Source organism: Ruegeria sp. C12, from assembly GCF_056537745.1.
The window spans coordinates 207,721-232,769 of record NZ_JBQFSA010000009.1 but is presented as its reverse complement, the minus strand read 5'-3'; the positions used below and the strand labels follow the sequence as shown (position 1 = coordinate 232,769).

21 protein-coding genes are annotated in these 25,049 nt (G+C 54.6%); 11 read left to right on the top strand and 10 right to left on the bottom strand.

Going from position 1 to position 25,049, the window contains the following annotated elements; all coding sequences use genetic code 11:
- The first annotated feature begins 150 nt into the window (after positions 1-150).
- The 6 genes from ACR0C9_RS18375 (at position 151) to ACR0C9_RS18350 (ending at position 8,651) form a co-directional block, all read left to right on the top strand.
- Positions 151-1,200 (top strand): sugar ABC transporter substrate-binding protein, encoded by a 1,050-nt coding sequence (locus ACR0C9_RS18375; RefSeq protein ID WP_480781639.1) that lies wholly within the window; start codon positions 151-153, stop codon positions 1,198-1,200.
- 167 nt (positions 1,201-1,367) lie between these two features.
- On the top strand, positions 1,368-2,900 hold the full coding sequence (locus tag ACR0C9_RS18370) for a sugar ABC transporter ATP-binding protein (protein ID WP_170451118.1): 1,533 nt from the start codon (positions 1,368-1,370) through the stop codon (positions 2,898-2,900).
- Between the two features lie 12 nt (positions 2,901-2,912).
- The gene (locus ACR0C9_RS18365; protein ID WP_217354249.1) at positions 2,913-4,073 is read left to right on the top strand and encodes a sugar ABC transporter permease; all 1,161 of its coding nucleotides are present in this window, start codon (positions 2,913-2,915) and stop codon (positions 4,071-4,073) included.
- A gap of 167 nt (positions 4,074-4,240) precedes the next feature.
- Entirely contained in the window at positions 4,241-5,224 is a 984-nt protein-coding gene (locus ACR0C9_RS18360; RefSeq protein ID WP_480627354.1) for a substrate-binding domain-containing protein, read from the top strand.
- A 60-nt stretch (positions 5,225-5,284) separates the two neighbouring features.
- Positions 5,285-6,268 (top strand): carbohydrate kinase family protein, encoded by a 984-nt coding sequence (locus ACR0C9_RS18355; protein WP_170451114.1) that lies wholly within the window; start codon positions 5,285-5,287, stop codon positions 6,266-6,268.
- A 34-nt stretch (positions 6,269-6,302) separates the two neighbouring features.
- Positions 6,303-8,651, top strand: a complete 2,349-nt coding sequence (locus tag ACR0C9_RS18350) for a glycoside hydrolase family 65 protein (RefSeq protein ID WP_480781638.1) — start codon at positions 6,303-6,305, stop codon at positions 8,649-8,651.
- Positions 8,652-8,702: 51 nt separating this feature from the next.
- Here ACR0C9_RS18350 and ACR0C9_RS18345 read toward each other — a convergent pair whose 3' ends face one another.
- Positions 8,703-9,860, bottom strand: a complete 1,158-nt coding sequence (locus ACR0C9_RS18345; RefSeq protein ID WP_480781637.1) for a sugar-binding transcriptional regulator — start codon at positions 9,858-9,860, stop codon at positions 8,703-8,705.
- A gap of 137 nt (positions 9,861-9,997) precedes the next feature.
- On the opposite strand from ACR0C9_RS18345, the gene ACR0C9_RS18340 reads away from it, so the two are divergent.
- The 4 genes from ACR0C9_RS18340 (at position 9,998) to ACR0C9_RS18325 (ending at position 13,576) form a co-directional block, all read left to right on the top strand.
- Entirely contained in the window at positions 9,998-10,660 is a 663-nt protein-coding gene (locus tag ACR0C9_RS18340; protein WP_480781636.1) for an HAD family hydrolase, read from the top strand.
- A gap of 684 nt (positions 10,661-11,344) precedes the next feature.
- Entirely contained in the window at positions 11,345-12,418 is a 1,074-nt protein-coding gene (locus ACR0C9_RS18335; protein WP_170624464.1) for a hypothetical protein, read from the top strand.
- 11 nt (positions 12,419-12,429) lie between these two features.
- On the top strand, positions 12,430-13,101 hold the full coding sequence (locus ACR0C9_RS18330; protein WP_170624462.1) for a hypothetical protein: 672 nt from the start codon (positions 12,430-12,432) through the stop codon (positions 13,099-13,101).
- 10 nt (positions 13,102-13,111) lie between these two features.
- Positions 13,112-13,576 carry a HEAT repeat domain-containing protein gene (locus ACR0C9_RS18325; RefSeq protein WP_480781635.1) on the top strand — a complete coding sequence of 155 codons (465 nt, stop codon included), beginning with the start codon at positions 13,112-13,114 and terminating at the stop codon, positions 13,574-13,576.
- A 689-nt stretch (positions 13,577-14,265) separates the two neighbouring features.
- Here ACR0C9_RS18325 and ACR0C9_RS18320 read toward each other — a convergent pair.
- The 3 genes from ACR0C9_RS18320 to ACR0C9_RS18310 form a co-directional block, all read right to left on the bottom strand.
- Positions 14,266-15,285: a glutathione S-transferase C-terminal domain-containing protein gene (locus tag ACR0C9_RS18320; protein WP_170624459.1), complete on the bottom strand. Its 1,020-nt coding sequence runs from the start codon at positions 15,283-15,285 to the stop codon at positions 14,266-14,268.
- Positions 15,286-15,295: 10 nt separating this feature from the next.
- Complete coding sequence (locus ACR0C9_RS18315) at positions 15,296-15,862, bottom strand: hemerythrin domain-containing protein (RefSeq protein WP_170624457.1); 567 nt, start codon at positions 15,860-15,862, stop codon at positions 15,296-15,298.
- Positions 15,863-16,263: 401 nt separating this feature from the next.
- Positions 16,264-17,436, bottom strand: a complete 1,173-nt coding sequence (locus ACR0C9_RS18310; RefSeq protein ID WP_170624455.1) for an adenylate/guanylate cyclase domain-containing protein — start codon at positions 17,434-17,436, stop codon at positions 16,264-16,266.
- Between the two features lie 131 nt (positions 17,437-17,567).
- Here ACR0C9_RS18310 and ACR0C9_RS18305 point away from each other — a divergent pair, with 131 nt between their 5' ends.
- A complete protein-coding gene (locus tag ACR0C9_RS18305) occupies positions 17,568-19,178 on the top strand; it encodes an arylsulfatase (RefSeq protein ID WP_170624453.1) in 1,611 nt (536 codons plus the stop codon).
- 431 nt (positions 19,179-19,609) lie between these two features.
- On the opposite strand, the gene ACR0C9_RS18300 is transcribed toward ACR0C9_RS18305, so the two are convergent.
- From ACR0C9_RS18300 to ACR0C9_RS18275, 6 genes are all read right to left on the bottom strand, one after another.
- The gene (locus ACR0C9_RS18300) at positions 19,610-20,140 is read right to left on the bottom strand and encodes a gluconokinase (RefSeq protein WP_170525039.1); all 531 of its coding nucleotides are present in this window, start codon (positions 20,138-20,140) and stop codon (positions 19,610-19,612) included.
- 11 nt (positions 20,141-20,151) lie between these two features.
- Positions 20,152-21,285, bottom strand: a complete 1,134-nt coding sequence (locus ACR0C9_RS18295; RefSeq protein WP_480781634.1) for a Gfo/Idh/MocA family protein — start codon at positions 21,283-21,285, stop codon at positions 20,152-20,154.
- A gap of 12 nt (positions 21,286-21,297) precedes the next feature.
- The gene (locus ACR0C9_RS18290; RefSeq protein ID WP_480582430.1) at positions 21,298-22,038 is read right to left on the bottom strand and encodes a sugar phosphate isomerase/epimerase family protein; all 741 of its coding nucleotides are present in this window, start codon (positions 22,036-22,038) and stop codon (positions 21,298-21,300) included.
- Positions 22,039-22,102: 64 nt separating this feature from the next.
- Positions 22,103-23,182 (bottom strand): ABC transporter ATP-binding protein, encoded by a 1,080-nt coding sequence (locus ACR0C9_RS18285; protein WP_170525028.1) that lies wholly within the window; start codon positions 23,180-23,182, stop codon positions 22,103-22,105.
- Positions 23,183-23,187: 5 nt separating this feature from the next.
- Positions 23,188-24,093, bottom strand: a complete 906-nt coding sequence (locus ACR0C9_RS18280) for a carbohydrate ABC transporter permease (protein WP_170525025.1) — start codon at positions 24,091-24,093, stop codon at positions 23,188-23,190.
- On the bottom strand, positions 24,086-24,976 hold the full coding sequence (locus ACR0C9_RS18275; protein ID WP_170525021.1) for a carbohydrate ABC transporter permease: 891 nt from the start codon (positions 24,974-24,976) through the stop codon (positions 24,086-24,088). Before ACR0C9_RS18275 ends, ACR0C9_RS18280 begins: the two co-directional genes overlap by 8 nt.
- Between the last annotated feature and the right edge of the window lie 73 nt (positions 24,977-25,049).

Here is a 25,049-nt window from a genome sequence, read left to right as displayed (position 1 = left end):
TCCTCTCAATCTTCACCGCTATGTTAGCGTTATCGCTTTGAGATTGACGCTTGTTCTCACCGGTTAGCCGGCACCCAGCACAATTTGCGAAGCATTTCGCGTTGTCGGCCCAATTGGCCCGGCAGCCAAGGAACATACACTGGAGGAAATATGTCCCTGATGCAGACCATTACCCGTAGAGCCGCCTTGGTTTCTGTCGCCGCTGTCGCACTGACTGCCGGGACAGCGTATGCAGGCGATGTCAAAATTGGCTTTCTGCTGAAAACCATGCAGGAAGAGCGCTACAAACGTGACCGCGCCGCGTTTACTGCGAAAGCAGAGGAACTGGGCGCCGAAGTTATCTTTGATTCAGCGAACAATGACGAGCTGACTCAGCTGGCTAAGTTTGAAAACATGCTTGCCAAGGGCGCAGACGTCATCGTGTTGCAGCCTGTGAACACCGGTACCGCCGGAAGCATGGTCAGCATGGCAAACAGCGAAGGTGTGCGCGTCGTCGGATATGACTCGATGCTCGTGGACGGGCCGCTGGATGCGATGGTGATGCAAGACAGCTGGGCCGTGGGCCGCCTGCAAGGCGAAGCCATGGTCGAATGGCTGCAGGACAAGAACGGAGAGGTGTCCGGCAAGATCGCCTTGATTCAAGGTCAACCCGGCGACTCCAACGCGATTGCCATGAGCAGCGGTGTGTTGGAGATTGTCGAAGCGAACCCGGGGTTGGAACTGGTGACCAATCAGGCGCATGAAGGTTGGTCATCCGAGAAGGCAATGGCGACTGCGGAAAACACGCTTACTTCAAACAGCAACGGCATCGACGCATTTATCGCCAACAACAGCGGCATGGCCCGTGGTGTTATCGCGGCATTGGAAGCACAGGGTCTGGCGTCATCAGACAAAGTGTTTGTGGCCGGATCTGATGCCGACCTGGCCAATATCCAATATGTTGCGCAAGGCAAGCAAGCCGTTGAAATCTGGAAGCAGATCGATCCTTTGGCTGAAACCGCGGCAGAAGTGGCCGTTGCTCTGGCTGCTGATCCGGACACCGCGCCCGCCGATTTGGTCGAGGTGGACAAGGTTATCAACAACGGTTTCGCCGATGTGCCGACAATCGTGACTCCGATCACGCTTGTGACACAGGACAACATTGATGACACGATCATCGCTGGCGGCTTCTACTCCAAGGAAGAGGTCTACGGGAACTGATCCCAAGGACTGTTTCCTGAAGGAGGGCGTTTCGCCATTTGGCTCCCTATGCGTGTACTCCCCGCGCGCGGCTTCATGGTGCCCTCCTTCCTTAACCCCTCACGGCGAGACTGCCGGTCAGGGTGGGGAATGTCCGAAACACCTTTCTGAATGTGATGGGAAAAAGCATGTCTGAAGTCGTCCTGAAAATGCAGGGTATTATCAAGGATTTTCCCGGAGTTCGCGCCCTGAACAATGTTAATTTCGAAGCCCGCTCGGGCGAGCTTCTGGCGTTGATGGGAGAAAACGGAGCGGGCAAATCCACGTTGATGAAAGTGCTCAGCGGCGTGTGGCCGTATCCGACCTACGAAGGCGATATCTTTCTGCGCGGCGAAAGAGTCCGATTCGCGAATACGAAAGAGGCCGAGGCGGCCGGCATTGGCATCATCTATCAGGAACTCAACCTGATCCCCGGCCTTTCGGTTGCCGAGAACATCTTTCTGGATCGCCAGTTCACCGATGCCAAGGGCAGAATCAACTGGAATCAAACCTTTGCCGAGACTCAGAAATTGCTGACCGAACTGGGCATCAACGACATTCGCCCGACCGATCTGGTGCAGAATATCACCGTGGGCAAACAGCAGATGGTCGAAATTGCAAAGGCGCTGTCGCTCAAGGCAGAGATACTGGTGCTGGACGAACCTACGTCGGCACTGACGGATAAGGAGGTCAAGGATCTCTTCCGTATCATCCGCAAGCTGAAAGCCGACGGCGTCTGCATGTGCTACATCTCGCACAAGATGGAAGAGATCGAGCAGATCGCCGACCGGATTGCGGTTCTGCGCGATGGCCAGACCATCGGTGAAGTCACGCCTATCGCGGATATCACGCTTGATCAGATCATCGCCCGAATGGTCGGGCGCGACATCAAGGACATGTTCCCCAAGGTTGATTTCACTCCGGGTGAGGTGACTTTAGAGGTCAACGATCTGTCCGTCACAAACCCCGATCTGCCTGGCAGCTATCTGGTCAAGAACGCCAGCTTCGTTGCCCGCAAAGGCGAGATATTGGGCATCTCCGGGCTAATGGGCGCTGGCCGGACCGAGCTGGTTGGCGGTGTATTCGGTGCCTATCCAAACCAGACCACCGGTGAAGTGAAGCTGAACGGGCAAAAGCTGGACATCAAATCGCCGAAGGACGCCATTGATGCCGGCATCGCGCTGCTGACCGAGGACCGTAAGGCGTTGGGTCTGTTTCTGGACAAATCCATTTCCTTCAACACGACGATTTCCTCGCTTGAGACGATCAGTTCCAAGGTTCTGGGCATTATCAACACCCAGCAGGAGCGCAAAGTCGTTAAGGAATATGTCGACCAGCTTGGAGTCAAAACACCCTCGATCGACACGGTGATTGGCACGCTCAGCGGCGGCAACCAGCAGAAGGTCATTCTGGGTAAGTGGCTGAACTCACGCCCAGATGTGTTCATTCTGGATGAACCTACGCGCGGGATCGATATCGGCGCCAAGGTCGAGATTTACAAGCTGCTGAACGAATTGGTCCAGCAAGGTGTCACGGTCATCATGATCTCATCGGAACTGCCCGAGGTTTTGGGCATGTGCGACCGGATACTGGTGATGTGCGAAGGCGAGATCGTGTCGAACTTTGAACGGGACGACGCGAAGAAAGAAGCAATCATGGCGTATGCCACCGGCAGCGCATAAGGGAGGAAGCAAATGAGTGCTGACAGCAACGTTGCAGGTGTTGGCGTCAATGGCGCCAAGGAAAACCACCTGATAAACTTCATAAAGGACAACGCGACGCTAATTGCGTTGATCGTGCTTGTCGTCGGGCTCAGCTTTGCCGACGACGCGTTTTTCACCGCGAGGAACCTTAGCAACCTGTCCCGTCAGGTTACCATCATCGGGATCATTGCCGTAGGCATGACTATGGTCATTCTGATTGCGGGTATTGACCTATCCGTTGGCTCTGTCGTCGGGTTATCAGCGGTCGTCTGTACGCTCATGATGCAATGGGGCGTGCCGACAATATTGGCGGTGCCTGCAACCCTTTTGATCGTGGGTGTCGGAATAGGTCTGTGGAACGGGTTCTGGATAGCCAAGTTCAACATACCACCATTCATCATAACCCTTGGAATGCTGACCATTGCACGCGGTTTGGCTCTGACCCTGACCAACGGCAGTTCTGTACCGGTAACGAGTAATGTGTTTCCATTGATTGGTGGTGCTTATATCCCGCCGATGATGTCCAGTATCGTACTGATCGTGTGTGCTGCGCTTGCTGTCTATTCGATCTTCCGGGACGTCCAACAAAGCAAAGCTCACGGCGTCGAAGTGAACATGCAAGAGCTGCTGGTCAACGGGGCCGTGATGATTGGTGGTTTTGCTTTGGCCTTCCACGTGTTCACCAGCTACAAGGGGATCCCCGTTCCTGTTGCGATCTTTGCAGTCATTGCGTTTGCCGGGATCTATACGCTGAACAGCACCCGCTTTGGTCGCCGCCTCTATGCACTTGGCGGAAACGAGGATGCGGCTCGGCTGTCCGGCATCAACGTCGTCCGCACCAAGATGATTGTCTATACGGTCATTTCGGTCCTGTCGGCGCTGGCTGGTATCATCCTGGCCTCACGTCTGAACGGTGCCTCACCCAACCTCGGAACCATGTTCGAACTTGACGCGATCGCGGCCGTTGTTATCGGCGGCACCAGCTTGGCGGGTGGCTCGGGCAAGGTGAGCGGAACCATCATCGGGGCTCTGCTGATCGGCGTCCTGAACAACGGCATGAGCCTGCTTGGTGTGGTCACGTTCTATCAGTTGATCATCAAGGGCCTGATCATCATCCTCGCCGTCTGGTTCGATGTGATGCAGAAAAAATAATGTTGCTGGCCTGCCCCCGGTAACACGCACCAGGGGCAAAGCCAAAATCCCCGAAAACTTGAATGACAGTTGGGAGGTAAGCGATGGTCCAGTCCATTTTAGCAACCTTACGCACAGACGGCCTCAGAGCTTTGGGTTTGGCCGGCCTTCTATCCGCATCGCTACCAATGATCGCGGCAGCGCAGGACAACGCTACAATCGGGTTCCTGCTCAAGACCATGCAGGAAGCCAGATACCAGACTGACAAATCCCTATTCATTGCACGCGCGGAATCCCAAGGCGCAGATGTGATCTTTGATAGCAGCGGCAATGATCCATTGCGTCAGTTGCAGCAGGTTGAGGAAATGCTGGAATCGGGGGTGGACGTTCTGGTCCTGCAACCCGTCAACACTGCAACCGCTGGTGCCCTTGTTGATTTGGCCCACGATCAAGGCGTCAAAGTCGTCGGGTACGACTCGATGCTGCAGGACGGGCCGCTTGACGTCATGGTTATGCAGGACAGTTGGGCTGTCGGGCAGCTTCAGGCCGAAGCGATGGTGGACTGGCTGAATGATACCCGCGGTGAGGTCAAAGGCCGGGTCGCCCTGATCCGCGGTCAGCCTGGTGATGCCAATGCCGAAGCGCTCAGCAGCGGTGTGCTGAAAGTGATTGCCGATCATCCTGGGCTCGAGCTTGTTGCGGATCGCAGCCATGTAGACTGGTCTCCCGATATGGCCAGAGACACTGCCGAGAACCTACTGGTCGAATATGACAACGACATCGATGCGTTCATCGCCAACAACAGCGGGCTTGCCTTTGGGGTTCTGGCAGCATTGTCGGATGAGGATCTGGCATCGGCTGATCAGGTCTTTGTTGCCGGGTCAGATGCTGATCTGAAGAATGTTCAAATGGTGGCCAATGACATACAGGCGCTGGAAATCTGGAAGCAAATCAAGCCCCTGGCCTATGAGGCGGCGGATATTGCCGTGAAAATAGCGCAGTCCCCAGATGCCGAAATCAGCGAACTGATCGGTGAGCATACGCTGATCGACAATGGTTTCGCGGAAATCCCGACGGTTATCACACCTGTTTTCCCAGTGTCAAAAGATACGATCGACAGCACGGTGATCGATGGCGGTTTCTATACCAGCGAACAAATCTATCAGAACTGAAGCTGCTATAGTCACGCATACGAACGTCGGCAAAACAGCGAATACAAACAAGGGACCGAAATGTCTGACAAGATCAACGTCGCAGTCCTTGGCCCGATCCCAAGGGACAATATCACCAGCTATCAGGGTGAGAAATTCAATAAATTTGGCTGCGCAGTCTATACGGCGGTCTGTATGTCCTCGCTGGCCGGTCCGGGTTCGCAGATCAACGTTGTCAGCCATGTGCGCAGGTCGGACGTCGACAATGTTCGCAACTTGCTGTCTGAGTTTCCGTATCTGGATGTCAGCCATGTTACAGGCGACGCCGATCAGGGCGCGGTGATCGATCTGGTCTACGTCGATCAGAACCATCGCAACGAAAAGCAAACGGGTTTCATGAACCCGATCCTGCCCGAAGACATTAAAGACCTGATGGATTGCGACGCGTTCGTTTTCGTTCCAATCACGGATTTCGAGGTTCCGTTGGAAACGATCCGATACATCAAGGCCAACAGCGATGGTCTGGTTGTATTTGATGCGCATGGTCCCACCAGCGGGTGTTCAGCGCATGGAGAACGGTATCATAAGTTCTGGATCGACCGGGATCGCTGGCTTCCGCATATCGACCTTCTGAAGATGAATCTGGAAGAGGCTCAATGCAGTTGGTTCAAAGGGGAATACGGCTCTGACGAGTTGCAGGACATAAGCGAACTCACGATGGACCAGTTGCCCAAGTTCGCGCAACACTGCCTGGATCTGGGCGTCAAGGCGCTCTACGTCACGCTGGATCAACACGGCTGCGCCGTCTACCACAAGGACGCGACTGGCCGGATGCGGGAACATCTGGTCAAGCGGGTGCTTGTCGAGGATGTGGTCGACACCACGGGCTGCGGTGACAGCTTTGCTGGTGGTTTGGCTTTTGGCTACCTCAAGACTGGCGATTTCGTCACAGCCTGCCAGTTCGGAAACTGTGCAGGAGCGCAGCGCTGCTCGAGCAGCGAGCTGGATGTCTACGGATCACTGGAAGAAACCGAACGTCAGATTGCTGAAACCTACGGCGACTGAATTATCCGAAATATCACCCGAATGGAGCCCTGACATGCAGACGATGCTGAGCAGTAGCGACTGGCTGATCGAAGAAACTCAATTCAATCTGGATGAAGCGAACTTCAAGGAAACCATTTTCACGGTCGGCAACGGCTATCAGGGCACGCGTGGGTCTCTGGAAGAAGGCCACAAAGGAGAGCTGTCTGGCACCTATCTGGCCGGTGTTTACGATCACCATGACTCGACGGTGATCGATCAGGTCAATGTGCCGACCTGGTTGCCATTTCGGGTTCGTGTGGAAGGTGAAATTCTGGACGTCCAGACGTGTAATGTTGTCGAACACAGGCGGGTATTAGATCTGCAGACCGGATTTCTGCATCGCGATACCCTGTTTGAAGATAGCACAGGCCGTCGCACTCGCATCACCAGCATCCGCTTTGCCAGTTTTGCCGATCAGCACATCTGTGGCATTCGCCTGATCGTCACTCCGGAAAACCACTCGTCCGAGATCACTGTCGAAAGCGCCCTTGATGCCCATCGATACAATCTGGATCGATTGCCAGCTTATCAGGGAAACCCGGATTTCCATCCCGAAGTAAAATGGGAAAAATGGGCCAAAAGCCGACACCTGAAGGTCACTCAGTCACATGCAAGCAGTGATGCGTCCTATATCGAAGCTCTGACTCTGGACACTGGCATTTCGATTGGCATGTCGTCTGCCTTGGATTGGCCTTCCTTTAGCGAGTTCAAAGGCGCAAACCTTGATTATGAGCAGGTTTCGCAAACCATTTCTGTCGAGGCGCTCAACGGGCAAAGTCTGACTTTCGAAAAGCTGGTGTCGATTTATACATCGCGAGATCTGAACGGCGCGGAATTGGCAGCCAAATGCGAAGCGTCTCTGGAGACCGCGCATGCCAAAGGGTTCTCCGCATGTCTAAGCGAAAGTGCCGCAGCATGGCGCAAAAAATGGGATTCCTGTGATTGTGTGGTGACGGGTGATCCTGAAGCAACGCGGGCGATGCGCTTCAACATCTATCACTTGCTTATAGCAGCCAACGAAAACGACCCGCGCGCGAACATCGGCGCCAAATCCATGTCTGGGGAAGGCTACAAAGGTCACGTTTTCTGGGATACCGAGATCTTCCTGCTGCCATTCTATATATTCACGCAGCCGGAGACGGCCAAAGCCCTTCTGAAATACCGTTACAATACGTTGAACGGCGCACTTGAGAATGCCCGCATGAATGGGCTTAAGGGCGCGCAGTACGCGTGGGAATCCGCTGATACCGGGGTGGAGACAACGCCAAAATGGACAGCGGACGGCGCGAACCGGATCTGGACCGGAGAAGAAGAGATTCACGTCACCGCATGTGTGGCATATGGCATCCTCAGTTATGTTGCGGCGACCGGAGACAAAGATTTCCTTCGCGATTTCGGGGCCGAGGTTTTGTATCAGACCAGCCGGTTCTGGATCAGTCGACTGGAATGGAACAAAGACATGGACCGGTACGAGCTGACAAACGTTATTGGGCCGGACGAGTTTCACGAGCATGTCGACAACAACACGTTCACCAACCGAATGGCGAAATGGCATCTGGAGCAATCCGCACGTGTTTTCAAAGAGTTCAGCGAGGCCTCGTCAGCGGTTCATGACGAATTGCGGATTCGGTTAGATTTAACAGAAAAGGAAGTGGATAATTGGCTGGAAACGGCCGAAAAAATCTATGTTCCCTTTGACCCGTCCCGCAATCTGATTGAGCAATTTGAAGGATATTTCCAGCTCAAGGACATTCCCATCACCGAATGGGACAAAAACCGTATGCCGGTCTACCCGGAGGGGCATGATCACTTTTCACTGAATGGCTCGATGCTACTCAAGCAACCTGACGTGATCATGTTGAACTATCTCTTGCCCGACGAGTTTTCAGACGAAATCAAAAAGGCGAACTATGCGTTTTATGAGAAACGCACGATGCACAAATCATCGCTCAGCCCGGCCATTCATTCGATCATGGGGATTGAAGTTGGCGACATTTCCTCGGCCCATCACTATTTCGAACGTTCTGCCTTTGTTGATCTAGTCAACAATCAGGGAAACACACAGGACGGGATGCATATCGCATCGGCCGGTGGCACCTGGCAGTCGCTTGTTTGTGGGTTTGGCGGGTTCCGGGTCAAGCACGGCAAGATGACGTTCAAACCCTGGCTGCCCGAGGCATGGTCCGGCATCCGGTTTAATCTGAAGTGGCAGGGGAATGACGTCGAAGTTCTGATTTCTCATAACGAGTGTCGGTTTAAGCTGATTGCTCCGTCCGGCACGAAAGAGGATATCGAGGTGATGGGCCATCCTGGTACTTTGATTGCCGGAGAGGAAGCGGTCTTAGCACCGCAGCCTGCGTGACAACCAAGATTTTTCTCGCAGGAATGGTCAAGGTGTGCCGAGGTGCTATCGTCAGTCTGCAAGAGCCTCAGCAACGCGCGTGTGCAGTTGTTCCGCTGCCGCGTGATCGATGAGCAATTCGTTAACAAGTCCCCGGGTGATCAGTTCGAATACCGTATCGCCTCGTTCCTTCTGAATCGCGACGACCACAACACCACTTTGATCAGGATCGTCAAATGCCCGATCTGCGATGGCTTTGACATGCTCTGTTTTGATCCCGGTCCACAGCCCGTTCAGCTCGTCAATCAGGTCCATCTTGGCCTGTGAAATTTCGGTTCTCGGGATCAAAATACCGCCAAGGTCCCCGACGACCAATTGCCGGAGATCGTCAGCCCTTAACCCGCCAGCCTGAACCAGCTCTTCAAAACTGCCCAGAACCGGAGTGTTTGAAGACCCGACGCTGGAAATCAACATATCCATTTTATCAATCAATGCGTCTGGACCCGAAAACACGCGGTGAAATCCCGGGGTGTCAGAGATGTACTGCCAAATGGAACGGCGCATGGTCTCATCGTAGTGACGGGGTATGTATGCCGGGAAACCAGTGAGCTGAGGGCTATCCTCCGGCTGATCGTTAAATAGCTCATCAAACGTTCCGGCAAGCCGGCTGGCAGAGTATCCATGCTGAGCCAGCGACATCAATTCTGCGCAAACCGCTGCAAACTCAGTCTTTTGCGACTTATCTATGGGCTGCCTTGAGGCTGCAATCCCTTCTGCCAGAGACTTAATTGTTCGACCCCACGCAACGCCGATGACGTTCGATTTCTCGATCAGTTCTATCAATCGTCCGGATGCGGTTCGTCCAAACCTGGTACGGCGCTGTGACAGCGCAGCCTCGGTGTTCCCCGGGCCGCTTTCAAACACCCCAAGCCGAGGCGGTCTAAGCTTGTTCCTGTTGCAATATCGCTTCAGATCAGAATTCAACCCTGAAGGAGCCAGCATTTCGTCCATCTGGGCAATCCACTCGTCTGAGAATTGTTCTTTGACGAAGCGTTGTTCGATGACCAAGTAGTTTTGGCGTTCAGCGTGTTTCAGTAACCGCGATACATGCGGTTGAGACAGGCCACCAAGAATTGCTCCTATCTCTACCTGCGACATGTTGTGCGTTGCGCGCATATAGGCAGCGCACTGGGCGCGTTCTTCAAATGGAAGTTTTTTAACGTCGATCATTTGTTCAATATTGTTCGTTAGCAGGATCCTGACAGCGTGAATAACTATGCCATATAAACATTCACATGCCAGCCGATTGAAGAAAAATCCTTACATGCTACGTGTTTCTTGCACAGGCTCGAACCAGGAGATTCAGCATGCCGATCAAAGGACTGATCTTTGACCTCGATGGTGTTTTGGTCGACACCGTACCGGCGCATTTTGCTGCTTGGAAACGCATGTTCGAAGAATACGGGTATGAGTTTGGAAGGGCGGAATACCGGCGACTTGTCGATGGGCGCCCTCGTTATGACGGCGCGCGCGCGGTCATGACCCGGCATTCGGAGAATGAAGTCAGAACCGCCGCAGACAAAAAAAATGACTATTATGTTGAAATGATCGAGCGAGGCGAATTTCGTGTCTTCGATGCTGCTGTGCACCTCGTAAGACAATGCCAGTCGGAGGGTTACGGGCTGGCGGCCGCTTCCAGCAGCGCCAATGTCCGAGCCGTTCTCGAAAAAGCTGGTTTGTTGGATGCCTTTCCGGTTGTTATCGGAGGCGACGATGTCGAAAAAGGGAAACCCAACCCTGATATATTCCTCACCGCCGCCAGCGGGCTGGGGCTTAAAGTGGATGAATGTATCGTGATCGAGGATTCCTCTTCCGGTGTCGAAGCGGCAAAGAATGGTGGTTTCTATTGCGTAGGTCTTCTTCATGAAGATCACGAGAGTGAACTAACGGCTGCGGATTGCGTCATTTCTTCGCTGGCCGAGGTTGACATTGAGCAGATAGACGAATCCAAGTCGGAATTGCCTGTCTAAATACTTTTTTTGCGACATAGAACTGGATTTTTTAGGGACAGATAACAGACTTCACCTAAAATTCAGTATCGTGTGCTCAACCTTTCACAACTCCGTGTGCCCGAGTTTGACTATTGGCCGCTTCGGTCAAGCTCCGATGCGGCGCTTGACTCTGCTGGGAAGGCACGGTTGGGACCGTTTACGCGCGTGTGAGGCGTTGGGCTGAAGGTCCAGAAAATCCGCGAACTGTTCGCTCGACCGATACCCTATGTTGTACTTGTAGCGAACGGCAGGTTTGACGGGCTGCACCGCAGCATCGAAGGTGTCCGCTGGACGGCAGGAATGGGCCGTTAGCGGACAAGTGCGTGCTGCAGTGGGTTGTCGTGGACAACGCGGATTGGTTTTATGCGTCGGTCGGAACCGAGGCAAGGGACAACAAGCCGCCGAATGCTCGCTGGAGCCGGCGAGTGTCCGGCTCAATAGCAAGTGCTCTTGGGCCAAGGGTTTGAATTGCGTGCGCCGATGACGACCCGGAGATTGAGGATAGTTGCGTAAAACGGGTTGTCATGGTACAATTATTGCACGGTCTCGGGCCTGAGGCGTTATTGTACCAACACGCAATCACCCTTCTATACAAATTTTAATTACCTATTTTTTGATCCACCCAGACTGGCGACAAACCTCTGATATTACGGAGACATATTCATGGCTATTTCGATAAATTCGAACAACGGAAACATCTCGGCTGGTGGCGACAACACCGACGGTGATCTGCTTTTGAATGCCAATGACGGTAAGCGACGCATCCATCTGGATGCGGGCAGTGGCAACGCGTATTTAGGTGGGAACGGCGCCGACGGGGACCTTGTGCTAATGCCCAGCGGGGCGACCAGCCAATCGGCTTCGGCGGGTACGATCCATATGAGCGGCGACTCCGGCAACTATCGGGCTGGAGGTAATGGCGCGGACGGCGATATCACGCTGAATTCCGTCAGTGGTGAACGGCGTATCCACCTTGATGCCGGCGGCGGCAACTTGTGGCTGGGTGCGAATGGCGCCGATGGTGACCTCGTGCTGATGCCCAGCGGCGCAAGCACGCAATCGACGGCCGCGGCGACGATCCACATGAGCGGCGATTCCGGGAACTACCGCGCGGGCGGCAACGGCGCCGACGGCGATATCACGTTACGGGCCGATAATGGTGATGACCGTATCCGGCTAGATGCTGGCGGCGGCAACATGTGGATCGGTGGCAACGGTGCCGACGGCGATATCGTGGTCTTCGCCTCGGACGGCGACAACACGACGCTGAGCCAAGCCACGATCCATATCAATGGTGACGCCGGCGACATTATCATGCAGAACGCGGACTTTGCCGAGGATTTCGATGTGGCCGCCTGTGCCGTGGCCGATGCGAGCCCCGGCACTGTTATGTCGCTGATCGACGACGGATCGCTGGTGCCATGCGAACGTGTCTATGATCCAAGAGTGGTAGGCGTGATTTCGGGCGCCGGCGATTTCAAACCGGGAATCGTCATGGACAAGCGTCACGACGTCGAGGACCGGATGCCAATCGCGTTGGTCGGTAAGGTCTATTGCAAGGTCGATGCACGCATGGAGCCGATCGCGGTCGGGGACCTGCTGACCTCGGCGGACATGCCGGGCCATGCGATGAAAGCCATCGACCGCGACCGAGCGTTTGGCGCAGTGCTGGGCAAGGCGCTGGCACCGCTGGAGGAGGGCACTGGCCTGATCCCCGTCCTGGTTAACCTGCAATAGGGGGCCGGGCCATGAGTGCAAGCATCAGAAATGTGGCGGGCTCGTGCCTGGACAAAACCGGGCGCCTTTCACTGCGCGAGGATATCCTTGGCGTCTACGGCAACGACAATCCCCGCAACCGATCGGTTTTGGCGCAGATGGACCGAATCCAGAATATGCCATTTGTCAAAGTGGCGCTGGTTACAATCCAGGGGGCTACGCCTCAGATCCAGCGCGACCTGGACAATGGCAACGACGTTTACCAGAACGAGTGCGATGTCTGGATCTATCCAACGGACAGCATCACGGTGAACAACCCCGGGCTGCTGGTTTTTGAGCAGGACGATTGCCGGGGCAGCGGCCACAGCGTGAGCGATGACGAAGACGAACTGTTCGATTTGGGCCGGAACCTGGGAGCGAATGTTGTTGGGTATTACGTCAATAACCCCAGCCCGTTCGGGTGTGCCGCGCACCCGTCGGACCGGCGAGGGTTTTGGGTCGGGCCAGGGGCATCGCCATGGACATGGGTGCACGAACTGACCCATGTGGTCGGCGACAACTCGCACATTGACAGTGACGACAGTTGCGACCTCACAAACCTGATGACCGGTTGCGGCACTAACAACATCAACGTTGCGCTGCCCAACCTGAATACATCGCAGTGCAACAACATCAACGACGACGACGATGTCGAGGAATGCTAAGGAGGCGACAATGGCAGAGCTAGACAACATTGCTGAGCGCATGCTGGCCACCGATTGTGGCCACTCGCTGGAGGAACTGGCCGGCAAGGCGAAGGCCGAGGACCTGGATGCGCTGGTCCGGGTCATCGAGGACGCCGGCGCACCCAATGCCAGAACGACCCGTGCAATATTCGTGCTGGGACGGATGAACAAGAAAGAGGCGGTGCAACCGATCCTGAAAGCGTTGCCCAAGCTGGACGAAGGCGGTCTAATTGCCGCGGTCGACGCGCTTGGACGGCTGGGTGGAGCCAAGGCGCGGGGCGAACTTGTTAAGATGACAGCCAAGGACAATGCCCAAATTCGCAAGGTCGCCGCTCAGGCGCTGGCGCGGATCGGTGACAACACCGCGATGGACCGGTTGAAAGAGATTGCCAAGAGCGACGCCGAAACATTCGTGCGACGGGCGGCACGCAAGAAGCTGGACCGCGCGAAATAGACCAGTGCCGATCCAATGGACGGGCGCGCGCGTGTTTTTAGGTATCGTCCATGCTCTGGTAGTGACCTGAAGCTATCGACGGATCGTCGGGCACTTACAGGCAGATTTGCCGCGTTCTCTCGTGCAACCGAGTTTCGTAGTTTTCCTATCTCTTCGAAAAAAGGTGTAAAATTCCATAGATTGCTTTGGCGAAAAAGAAAGTACCTCTGATCTAAAGAGATACCATGTGATATACTCGGCACTGGTGCCAGCGAAGGGTGCCATCGTATCCGTGATCCTCCTGCAAGTGCCCTTTTCGATTGCCAACAACTCTGGTCTCCTAATTGTGACCCACGGTGTTTCAACCCCCCGCACTTTTCGGAAAAACCCAAAGGCTCAAAACACTTTTTGAGGAGGGTGCACCGGTGATCGCCACTGATCCACACCCGAGCAATGCCGGGCGATTGCTGCATACAAAAAAAGCAGGTTTCAAGGAGTTGCGCCCTGCCGAGGAAACTCCTTGTGGCTTAATTCTTCCCATGGTCGTGTACACTTAGCCGGGAATATCCCACTATCCGCTTCCAGCCCAAACCGGACATTCGCAACTAAGAATAAGCAGGTTTCGAAATGCGGGGAAAAAGTGCTCTCGTAATCCAAAATAGTAACGTTTGGTTACGAAGCTAGGCCTCCCAAATACACCTAGACGAGGCCTACAGTGTTGCAAGGTCAGGGTGGTGATAGGCCTCAGGGTACGACATCGGCTTGAAAGGCCCCTTGGGCACTACGCTATTCCAGCTGCGTCCGAAATAACCCTGGCGGCAGTGTACAAGAGACCCTGCCTCGGCAATTCCGGGCAACGCATATACTCGGCACAGCCACCGCCACAAGTATGGGTAATCTAGGATTCTCGCACCATTAAGCTTCATTCGCACATAGTAGACGGGATCGTGACGATAGAGTGTTGGGAACAGGCGAAGATCTACTTCTGAAAAGTGGTTGCCTGTCAAATAGAGCCTGCCATCTGAGAGATGCTCCTCCAAATATTCTAGTGTCTCAAAATAGGCGTCAAAAGCTTTGTCATAGATCGTTTGATCAGACGAAAACCCGGCCTTGTAGGCACCATTGTTAATCGCTGTATATATCCGTTCGTTCAGGTCGTGAATTTGGTGACGCGGCACTTCGTCTGGGTAGAGCTTAACGCGATCAGCTGCCGGGATTGTGCTGCCAAGAGAATCCACCCCAGCGTACAGCATTCGGACAATTTCAGCGCTTTCGTTGTTAACAATGCGTCTTTGTATCTTGTCATACAGGATTGGAAGGGATTGCTCTTCAGAGCCTTCGGCACGATAGATCTCTTTGGCAAGGCGCAGTCCTTTGCCGGTGCCGGTCTCACTCGTGCATTCTGGCAAAGTCTCACTTGTAAGCGATGCAATCCGATCAGGCGCAAACTCCCATAGGTTTGGCGCCTCTGGATCGTCGTCGCCGGTGCGGTTTGGAAATGCAACGTCCATCGTGATGCTGTTTCGAAGGCCCAACACATTTCGCGCCAGCGTCACTCTGTGACACCACGGACAATTCAGTGCTACGAACAGGTGATAGCGATAAGGTTCTGCCGGGAACACTGGATCGCCAATAGCGTGGCGAAAGCCGCTGACACCGCGCACGAATTCACCCCGTGCGCGGCGCTTGTTGATATCAGTTTGGTCTTCTTCGGTAGACGTGTCGGTCATGACTTCAGCATCATCCTCTCAGCCGGTGATGCAAGATGATTGGCACGGCCAATTCTTCTTCATCGCTGAGATGCCGTCTGAGGAACGCTTCAATCGTGTCGCTCGTCGCATGTAGCTGTCCGGCTTCATCGTAAGCTTGCGCCTCATCAAGCGCGGATAGCTTAATCACACGGTTCGCCGTGCGGGTGAAGTCATTCAGCACCTTATCCAGATCGAAGTGATCCTTTTCCAGCAACTCCAGCCCCGCATCAAAACGAGGATCCGCAGCAGAAAGTTCAGGGAAATAGCTGCGATCTTCCCAGCCGTGATGGCCATGCAGGGTCCCGACTAGGTTGCCGCCATAGTAGGACAGCCGCCCCACGTAGTCGTCCAACCCCATCTCGTTGCTCAAAACCCCTTCTGTATCCAAGCGAATACGTTCCGCAACATGGCGGAACATCTCATGCGCGCCGAGCCAATGCTTGGTTTTTTCTTTGAAACCTGGATGGGTTTCCCAACTGTCGCGGGGGTATTGGTCCAAGAGAAACCGCATTTCTTGAGGCATGTCGTCTTGGCGAATGGCATATGTATCGAGCATCGGTTGTCTCCTTTCAGGCCGAAGATGGGAGGTCGGACAACTGCTCGCCACTAGCGAGAACGCACAGTCACTATGCGTCAGCGAACCCCCGCTAAGTCGGTGCCACTCAAACCAACGATCTTGTGGTTCCGGGATGCGATGTTGTGCTTGATGAATCCTTACAGGCCTTCGCGGCTGAAGTTGCGGACGTGGACATAAATCGGCTCAACACTTGAGCCAAACATCGCGTGAGCTTGCAGACTGTCTGTGCCGCAAGTTGAATCAGTATCCAGCCCGAACCGAACCTTCACCGTCGGGCTTTGCAAACCCCCAAATGTGGGACAAACCAGCCTTTTGACAATTGGCGCCCAATACCCGTTTCCTGCTTTTTGCGATGCAGCCAAAATCAGTTCAGCACGAAATCAAAGCTCTTCTTCGACGAGAGAAAACAATTCGATTGGACGAGCAAGGCCACGAACTTCGTGAAACCCACAAGGGGAAAACAGATCAGGGGAGGCATCAGCAATCGCTGATGTCGCCAGCACTCTGCGGCCAATAGACTTAGTTAACCCTTCAATTCGACTGGCAACGTTCACTGCGCCCCCAAGAACCGTGAAATCAAGCCTTCCTGGGCTGCCGATGTTGCCATAGCTGACTTGCCCAACATTGATCCCGATCCCAACATCCAAAGATGGCTTTTTAGCCTCGACACAGCGACGGTTTAGCGTCGTCAAACCGGCCAATACAGTTTTTGCGGCTTGCGCTGCCTTTCGGCATCGTTCTGCGTGATTAGCCTGAGTTTCGATGGTGAAAATCGAAAGAATTCCGTCACCCATAAATTTGAGAACATCGCCTCCGTTGTCTTCCACAGACTGAACAACCAGATCAAAGTAGCCGCTCAGCGCGTCAAAAACATCTGCCTCTGGCGCGACTTCTGAAAGTGCCGTAAAACCTCGTAAATCAGAAAACATGACGACCGCATCAAGGGTCGTTCGCTCGCCTCGCTTGATCCGCCCGTTCCACACGGCGTCGGAGGGCCCGTCGCCGAGATATGTTCGTAGCAGCCCCTGGGCTGACTTGCGCATCGTGACGGGTTCCAAAGCGGAAGACAGAGCAGGCAGTGCCGCCTCAATCAACGCCAGATGTTGCGGTGAAAAGCCTTCTCGCTTCTGCGTGACAAAAGTGCAGCCGTGCAGAGATCCGTCGCCATAATACATCAAAGTGGCATAGTAATCTGTGCCACCTAACCCAGCGAATTCAACATACGATGAGTGCTCAGTCTTTGGGTCCAGCTGTCGCAGGCTTTTGTGCAGAGGTTTTCTGTGCTCCAGAATGTACTCAAATGAGCTACCAACATACCCTTTTGTCAACGTCGTTTCATGAGTTACGTCGTAGCTGTCTGTTCCGTCAGGGGTCCAAACGACCCCCCATGCGATGAGTAGCGGATTGGCGAAGCGCTGACCGATATTGACCCGCCAGAGCGGTACACCTTCCTTACTTAAGAACGAGCAGAAATAAGAAACTACTTTCTCAGGGTCGCCTGAGCGGCGTCCTTCGGTAATCATCCAGTCGGTTAGTTGTGCTACGGAGGCCATGTTCTCAAACTAGTCGCTCGGACAGGATGATCAAAGAACCTTGGCTCTACACTTCTGTGGTCGGGTCGCTTGGGGACAAGATCATCTTCAATCGTGCGGTAAGATCACAAGTGTAGCAATGGAGCCCCCGAATGCCGACAGGAAAACGACCGAATGTGATACTGATCCTGGCCGATGATCTGGGCTTTGCAGATTTGGGTGCCACCGGGTCGGAAATACGCACTCCAAATATCGATGGCCTTGCAAGGGATGGTGTGCTGCTTACGGCAATGTATAACTGTGCCCGCTGTTGTCCTACGCGGGCGTCTCTTTTGACAGGGTTGTACCCGCACAACGCCGGCGTGGGCCACATGGGGGCCAACCTGGGAACGCCCGCATACCAGGGGTTTTTGCGGAATGACAGCGCCACCATTGCCGAGCACCTACGTGCTGGTGGCTATCGGACTTTGATGTCCGGCAAATGGCATGTCGCCGGAGATTTCATGGCGCGCGAAGTTGACAGTTGGCGTGTTGGAGATGTTGAGCACCCAACGCCGAGACAGCGCGGTTTTGATCGCTTCTATGGGATCGTCGATGGCGTCACCCATTTCTTCTCACCGCATTACATGCTCGAAGATGACAGCCGTGTCATGACATTCCCTGATGACTTTTATTTCACAGATGCAATCACGGACAAAGCGATTGGAATGATCGAAGAAACGCCCGACGATCAGCCATTTTTTCTTTATCTCGCACATACTGCACCGCATTGGCCGCTGCATGCCCATCCCGAGGACATCGCTCGATATGACGGGGTGTATTCTGGCGGTTGGGACGCAATCCGTACCGCACGACACGAAACCATGAACAGCATGAACCTGTTTCAGAAGAACTGGGAAATATCTCCGCGTGATGTTGCTGTTCACCCTTGGGAGGTTGAACAGAATACCGATTGGGAGGCACGGAAGATGGCCACCTATGCTGCGATGGTTGACCGGATGGATCAATCTATCGGCAGGCTCATCGCTTCGTTAAAGCGTTTTGGGCAGTTTGAAGACACCTTGATTTTGTTCCTGTCCGACAACGGTGGTTGCGCTGAATTCATGGCGGAAGACGGGTGGGCAAAGTTCTTCCCAGATACGACAAATGACGGCCTAACCATTGAAATGGGAAACCGCCCCGACGTGATGCCGGGCGGTGCCCAGACATACCAGAGCTACGACAAGCCGTGGGCAAATGTCTCGAATGCGCCATTTCGGTTGTTCAAACACTACGTCCATGAAGGCGGGATTTCGACACCACTGATAGCGCATTGGCCGAAAGGGGTCGCTTCCGGTGCGACCGCACATGCGGCCTGTCATGTCGTCGATATTTTGCCGACTATCTTGGACGCAACGGGTTGTCAGTACCAAAGTGAGGTTGGTGGCCACGAAATTCAGCCCATGCAAGGGCAGTCATTGATGGACCTGTTCCGCGGCCAGGATTGGGCGCGAGAAGAGCCTATCTTCTTCGAACATGAGGGAAATTCGGCGGTGCGGCTGGGTCAGTTCAAACTTGTCAGGCAGCATGGGCAAGATTGGGAACTTTACGACGTCGAAGCGGATCGCACAGAGTTGACTGATTTGAGAGGGAGTAACGTCGAATTAGAGGCAGACTTAGTTGGCCAATACAACGACTGGGCCAAACGGACAGGTGTTGTTGATTGGGATGTTGCACTTCCGCAGTTGCTAAAGGCGTGGAAAATTGAAACAGCAGAAGGATAGTTAACTTCACGCAGGGCTCAGAACCGTCCATCTCTTTACTCCAAGAAGTGGACCCTCTCCAGCCCGAACCGGACTTTCTAAAATAGGTTTTGCAGTTCCGATTGGCGGGACACAGCCGCCATTTGCTCATGCAGCTATTGCTGACGCAGCATCCGCTGGCAGGTGAAGCACACTTTTCGCCGCGTTGCAGCCGATGTCGTCGGAGCGATCGTTCAAGTGCGTCGATTTGGCTGGAACCGAAACTGTGCTTTCGCGGCGAGACAAGTCATCACAATCCTGTTCTCAAAGAATTTGCTGATCGTCTCCGAGGCGCTGGAAAACCACACAATGTCGTCATCACAGCCGTCGCCCGCAAGCCCGTGACCATTGCTAGCGCTGTCGTCAAATCAGGTCAGAAACGGTCATCTCAGACCGCTTGAGAAATACAGTTGCTAGCTAAGAACCGATCGGGCAGCTGCTTCGACGGCATCCTCGACCACCGGCATAGGAGCAGCGGCATCTATTGCGATAACGCCTTCATTTTGGAGCGGCGGCTCCAGAGTCGCGAACTGGGTATCCAGCAAAGATGCTGGCATAAAATGGTCCCTGCGCGACGCTATGCGCTGTGCAATGGCATCGCAATCGGCATCTAAAAAAATGAACTTTAAATGCCCGACGTGGGTGCGAAACAGGTCACGATACTGCCGTTTAAGGGCAGAGCAGGCCATGACGACATGCCCCTGACATCGGGCGGTTTCTGCGGCCTCACACAATGCATGCAGCCACGGCAATCGCATCTCATCGTTGAGCGGGGTACCCCGATTCATGGCCCTTCGATTGGCTTCCGGATGGTAATGGTCGGCTTCAATGAATTTAGCGTCCAGTCGCTCCGCGAGACTGCGTGCGATAGTGGTTTTGCCAACACCAGACACGCCCATGACAATAAAGACATGATTTCGGGTGGCCTTTGGGGGTTCAACCATAGGAGTGCAACTCAAATGAGCAGAGCGCGGGCTTGATCCGGGAGCAACGCATCCGGACGTTCGCAAGAGGTGACTATATCGACCCAGCGTCGTTCTTCAGCTGACTGTAGGATTGCGGTCATTATCTCGACCACGTGAGTCGCTAGTTCCAAGCTGCAACGATGCGGCCTTCCCGTGGCGACGGCAGCGGCCATATCCGCAAGTCCTGCACAGCGGTAGTTGGCACGGTCATTCCCTTGCCCGTCCTTGGCATTGGGGATCTCAAATGCATGATTGCGAGACGCAATAGCGGTGGCATCGCCGTCCTGCTTAGCTAGATAAACCTCACCCCCAAAGAAATTTGGATCAGGAAGGTACAGCGAACCATCAGTTCCATAGAGCTCCATATTCTCATGGCGATGGGCGCAAACATCCCAACTCGCGCCAAGGGTGATCAGCGCGTCGTTTTCGAATTCAAGCACGGCGTGAATATTGGTCGGCGTGTCCACAGGCACGGTTTCGCCTTCGCGCGGGCCATTGCCGATGGTGCGGGTCGGAAAGCTGGCCGAAGCCATGGCTGTCACCGCTTTCACCGGCCCGATAAGTTGCACCAGGCTGGTCACATAATAGGGACCGAGGTCAAGAATGGGTCCGCCACCGGGCTGGAAAAAGAAGTCCGGATTGGGGTGCCAAGCCTCCATTCCGCGCGACATTACGTGACAGGTACCACCGATGATGTCCCCGACCAGATTTTCGTCAATGGCTGCACGAGCGAGTTGATGGGCACCGCCTAGGAAGGTGTCCGGCGCCGATCCTACGCGCAGACCTTTTTCCGCCGCCAGGCTCCGCAGTGCTTCGCCCTCTTCAAGGGTCAGCACGAAGGGCTTTTCGGAATAAGCGTGTTTGCCTGCCTCCAAAATCCGTTTGGTCACATCGAAATGTGCCGCCGGGATCGTCAGGTTGACGATGATCTCAATGTCATCAGCAGACAGCAGATCGTCATTCGTATCGGCGCGGACGGAAAACTCTTCGGCCCGTGCCTTGGCGGCATCCATGTTCAGGTCGGCAACCGCCCGGACCTCAAGCGCCTCAAAAAGAGGCGCGAGCTTAAGGTAAGAGTTCGAGATATTTCCGCAGCCGATGATGCCGACACCAACAGTCTTCATGTCTGCGATCCCTCAAAATGCCTGAACAGTGGCCAGCGAGCGGGTCGCCATGCGGACGTGGTCATTGGGGTTGTCATGCTCGATGACATAACGCTCGACCCCGGCGGCATCCATCGCCTGCTTGATCGCGGGCCAGTCCATGATGCCGTGACCAACATCGGCCCAGCCGCTCTCATCGGCATTTTCACCTTCGGGGGCTCGGTCCTTGACGTGCACGGTGGTGATGCGGTCGGCATATTTCGCTAGCCATTTCGCTGGGTTGTGCCCAGCCACTTTGACCCAGGCCAAATCCAGCTCAAGCATGATGTCGTCCGAAGCGGCGGCGATGATATCCAGCGGAATCTGCCCGTCGACAGGAACAAACTCGAAATCGTGGTTGTGCCAGCCGAACTCAAACCCAGCGGCGGTGATCGGTTCGCCGGCTTTGGCCAGACGCGTGGCAAATTCCTGCCAACCGGCCAGAGTTGTCGGGCGTTCGGCCGGCGGAATGAAGGGCACGATCACCGTCTTGATTCCTAGAATCTTGGCAATCTCGATGGCTTTTTGCGGTTCGTGCTCTACGAGATCGGGCGCGAAATGGCCCGTCGGCATGGTCATGCCATGGGTCTCGAGCAAGGCTTTGGTCTTGGCCAGGTCTTCATAGTAAGGGCCAACACCTTCGACCTCTTTGACGCCCAACTCGGCGAGCATCTTGAAGGTCTCTTCAACGTCCCAATTGCGGGAGGAATAAAGCTGATAGGATATAGACGGCATGATCTGTCCTTTAAGATCAAGTTGAGGGGATGGCTTCGGCCCGTTTTCTGGATTGGAAAGCGGCTTAGAGCCGCAATTCCGATTGAATATCAAAGAGCGAGGATTGTGACAGGTCGAAACCAAGTCGCAGTTTCTCACCGACCTTCACATCGGCCTGCCCCTCCATGCGCACGCGGAAATGGTTGCCCGCAACAACACAATCCACCAGCTTGTCTGAGCCAGTTGGTTCAATCAGGTCGATATCCACATCGATCAGATAGGGCGCGTTCTGCACAAGCTCTCCGGTGACCACATGTTCTGGGCGGATGCCCAAGGTCGCAGGGCCTTCGATCGAACCCTCCGAAGAGAATTCGTAGCCGGACAGCGGGATCTTCTGCTCGCCCACTTCGAAGTGACCGTCCTTGATCTGGCCATCCATGAAATTCATTGACGGCGATCCGATGAAGCCCGCCACATATTTGTTGACCGGGCGGCTGTAGATTTCATCAGGGGACGACAGCTGCATGATCTGACCGCCCCGCATGATCGCGATCCGATCGGCCAGCGTCATCGCTTCGATCTGGTCGTGGGTGACGTAGATCATGGTGTTTTCGAGGTTCTGGTGCAGGCGCTTGATTTCGACCCTCAGATCCGCGCGTAGTTTCGCATCGAGGTTCGACAACGGCTCGTCAAACAGAAATACATCGACGTCGCGTACCAACGCACGCCCGATGGCCACACGCTGACGCTGACCACCGGACAGGGCGGCAGGTTTGCGTTTCAAAAGCGGCTCGATTTGCAGGATTTCCGAGGCGCGTTTGATCCGCTCGGCGATCTCAGGCTTTGGCAGGCCCGCATTCTTAAGGCCGAAGGACAGGTTCCCCTCGACCGTCATCTGCGGGTAGAGCGCATAGGACTGGAACACCATGCCGATGCCACGTTCGGACGGCTCGGCCCAGGTAACGTTCTGACCGTTTATGTGGATCTGCCCAGCGGAGATATCCAGCAGGCCTGCAATACAGTTCAACAGGGTGGACTTGCCGCATCCGGACGAGCCCAGGAGCACCAGGAATTCGCCCTTTCCGATATCGAGATTGAGGTCTTTGAGGACTTCAACCGATCCAAACCGCAGGTCGAGATTTTTGATTTCTACTGAATTTCCCATGATGTTCAGCCTTTCACCGCGCCGGCGGCGATGCCGCGCACAAAGAGTCTTCCCGAGACGAAATATATAGTCAGTGGCACCAATCCGGTGAGGATCGTGGCGGCCATATTGACGTTGTATTCCTTCACGCCTTGGGTCGTGTTGACGATATTGTTCAGCGACACAGTCATCGGATAGCTTTCCGGGCCGGTGTAGACGACGCCGAACAGGAAGTCGTTCCAGATGCCTGTCACTTGCAGGATCATCGCGACCGTGAAGATCGGCAGCGACATGGGCACCATGATGCGGAAATAGATGCCCCAGAAGCCCGCCCCGTCGACGCGTGCAGCCTTGAACAGCTCTTCAGGCAGCGACGTGAAATAGTTGCGGAACAGCAGCGTCAGGATCGGCATCCCGAAGATTGTGTGAACAATGACCAACCCCGATAACGATCCGTATAAGCCAATCTCGCGCAGCATGATCACAATCGGATAGAGCATCACCTGATAGGGGATGAAGGCGCCAAAGATCAGGATGGTGAAGAACAAATCCGCGCCTTTGAACTTCCAGTTGGCCAAAGCGTAGCCGTTCACCGATGCGATGATGATCGACAGGATCACCGAGGGGATCGTGATCTGGACCGAATTCCAGAACCCAGTACTGAGACCGTTACAGGTCAGACCGGTACAAGCCTCGGACCAGGCTTTGACCCAGGGCTGAAAAGTCACCTCCATCGGCGGGGCAAAGATATTGCCCATCCGGATTTCCGGCATACCTTTCAGCGACGTCACGATCATGATGTAGAGCGGCAGAGCGTAGTAGGCAGCCACTACAAAGAGCGTGCCGTAGAGAAAGATATTGCGCCGCGAGAAGGCCTTTTGCGGTTTTGGCCCATGTGGGTCGGTGAAAGCGGAAGCGGAAGTATTAGCCACGGTTCTTGCCTCCAAACTCGAGGATAGCCCAGGGGATCACGATGATTGCGACCGTCACCAACATCATGGTCGAGGCAGCAAAGCCCTGACCCAAATTGTTGGCCTGGAACATCATGTCATAGACGTATTTGGCGGGAACTTCGGTGGCGATGCCCGGACCCCCGCCCGTTTGCGCCACGATCAGGTCATAGAGTTTCACAATGCCCGTCACCACCAGTACAAGGGTCGTGATAAAGACCGGGCGCATCATCGGGATGACAATGAAGATATAAGTTTTCCAGGCGGGGATACCGTCGACACGGGCCGCCTTCCAGACCTCTTGATCGATACCGCGAAGACCGGCGAGCATCAGCACCATAACGAGCCCGCTGCCCTGCCAGAGGCCAGCTATGAGCACGCCGTAAATCGCGATATCGGCCGTATAGAGCGGGTCGAAGGTGAAGCTTTCCCAACCCAGACCACGCACGATATTTTGCACGCCGAATTCCGGGTTCAGAATCCATTGCCAGACCAGACCGGTGACAACGAAGCTGAGCGCATACGGGTAAAGAATAATGGTCCGAATGGTATTCTCAAATCGAATCTTTTGGTCAATCAGCGCAGCCAGAATGAAGCCGATCACAAACATCAGAACCAGCATACAGAAGCCATAGATGGCAAGGTTCTCGATTGAAACCAGCCATTTACGCGTTGTCCATAGCCGCTCATACTGGTCAAGGCCAACCCAATTCAAGCGCGGTAAAAGCCCTGAATCGGTAAAACTGTAAACAACCGTCCACACGGTTCCGCCAACAAAGACAAAGAGAGCGGTCAACACCATTGGTATTGCTGCAATCTTTGCTGATTTGTTCCGGAACAGCTGGTTTGGGCGCGTCGAAGTCATCGCCTATCTCCCTGCTGAAAGCCCGACAATCAAAGTGGATGGGTTAGCCCGTTCGAAAACGCGCCATCCCCAG

What these genes read in the sequence shown, in the direction of transcription:
- ACR0C9_RS18375 (WP_480781639.1), top strand. Translation starts at nt 151, where the DNA reads ATGTCCCTGATGCAGACCATTACCCGTAGAGCCGCCTTGGTTTCTGTC.
- ACR0C9_RS18370 (WP_170451118.1), top strand. Translation starts at nt 1,368, where the DNA reads ATGTCTGAAGTCGTCCTGAAAATGCAGGGTATTATCAAGGATTTTCCC.
- ACR0C9_RS18365 (WP_217354249.1), top strand. Translation starts at nt 2,913, where the DNA reads ATGAGTGCTGACAGCAACGTTGCAGGTGTTGGCGTCAATGGCGCCAAG.
- ACR0C9_RS18360 (WP_480627354.1), top strand. Translation starts at nt 4,241, where the DNA reads ATGATCGCGGCAGCGCAGGACAACGCTACAATCGGGTTCCTGCTCAAG.
- ACR0C9_RS18355 (WP_170451114.1), top strand. Translation starts at nt 5,285, where the DNA reads ATGTCTGACAAGATCAACGTCGCAGTCCTTGGCCCGATCCCAAGGGAC.
- ACR0C9_RS18350 (WP_480781638.1), top strand. Translation starts at nt 6,303, where the DNA reads ATGCAGACGATGCTGAGCAGTAGCGACTGGCTGATCGAAGAAACTCAA.
- ACR0C9_RS18345 (WP_480781637.1), bottom strand. Translation starts at nt 9,860, where the DNA reads ATGATCGACGTTAAAAAACTTCCATTTGAAGAACGCGCCCAGTGCGCT.
- ACR0C9_RS18340 (WP_480781636.1), top strand. Translation starts at nt 9,998, where the DNA reads ATGCCGATCAAAGGACTGATCTTTGACCTCGATGGTGTTTTGGTCGAC.
- ACR0C9_RS18335 (WP_170624464.1), top strand. Translation starts at nt 11,345, where the DNA reads ATGGCTATTTCGATAAATTCGAACAACGGAAACATCTCGGCTGGTGGC.
- ACR0C9_RS18330 (WP_170624462.1), top strand. Translation starts at nt 12,430, where the DNA reads ATGAGTGCAAGCATCAGAAATGTGGCGGGCTCGTGCCTGGACAAAACC.
- ACR0C9_RS18325 (WP_480781635.1), top strand. Translation starts at nt 13,112, where the DNA reads ATGGCAGAGCTAGACAACATTGCTGAGCGCATGCTGGCCACCGATTGT.
- ACR0C9_RS18320 (WP_170624459.1), bottom strand. Translation starts at nt 15,285, where the DNA reads ATGACCGACACGTCTACCGAAGAAGACCAAACTGATATCAACAAGCGC.
- ACR0C9_RS18315 (WP_170624457.1), bottom strand. Translation starts at nt 15,862, where the DNA reads ATGCTCGATACATATGCCATTCGCCAAGACGACATGCCTCAAGAAATG.
- ACR0C9_RS18310 (WP_170624455.1), bottom strand. Translation starts at nt 17,436, where the DNA reads ATGGCCTCCGTAGCACAACTAACCGACTGGATGATTACCGAAGGACGC.
- ACR0C9_RS18305 (WP_170624453.1), top strand. Translation starts at nt 17,568, where the DNA reads ATGCCGACAGGAAAACGACCGAATGTGATACTGATCCTGGCCGATGAT.
- ACR0C9_RS18300 (WP_170525039.1), bottom strand. Translation starts at nt 20,140, where the DNA reads ATGGTTGAACCCCCAAAGGCCACCCGAAATCATGTCTTTATTGTCATG.
- ACR0C9_RS18295 (WP_480781634.1), bottom strand. Translation starts at nt 21,285, where the DNA reads ATGAAGACTGTTGGTGTCGGCATCATCGGCTGCGGAAATATCTCGAAC.
- ACR0C9_RS18290 (WP_480582430.1), bottom strand. Translation starts at nt 22,038, where the DNA reads ATGCCGTCTATATCCTATCAGCTTTATTCCTCCCGCAATTGGGACGTT.
- ACR0C9_RS18285 (WP_170525028.1), bottom strand. Translation starts at nt 23,182, where the DNA reads ATGGGAAATTCAGTAGAAATCAAAAATCTCGACCTGCGGTTTGGATCG.
- ACR0C9_RS18275 (WP_170525021.1), bottom strand. Translation starts at nt 24,976, where the DNA reads ATGACTTCGACGCGCCCAAACCAGCTGTTCCGGAACAAATCAGCAAAG.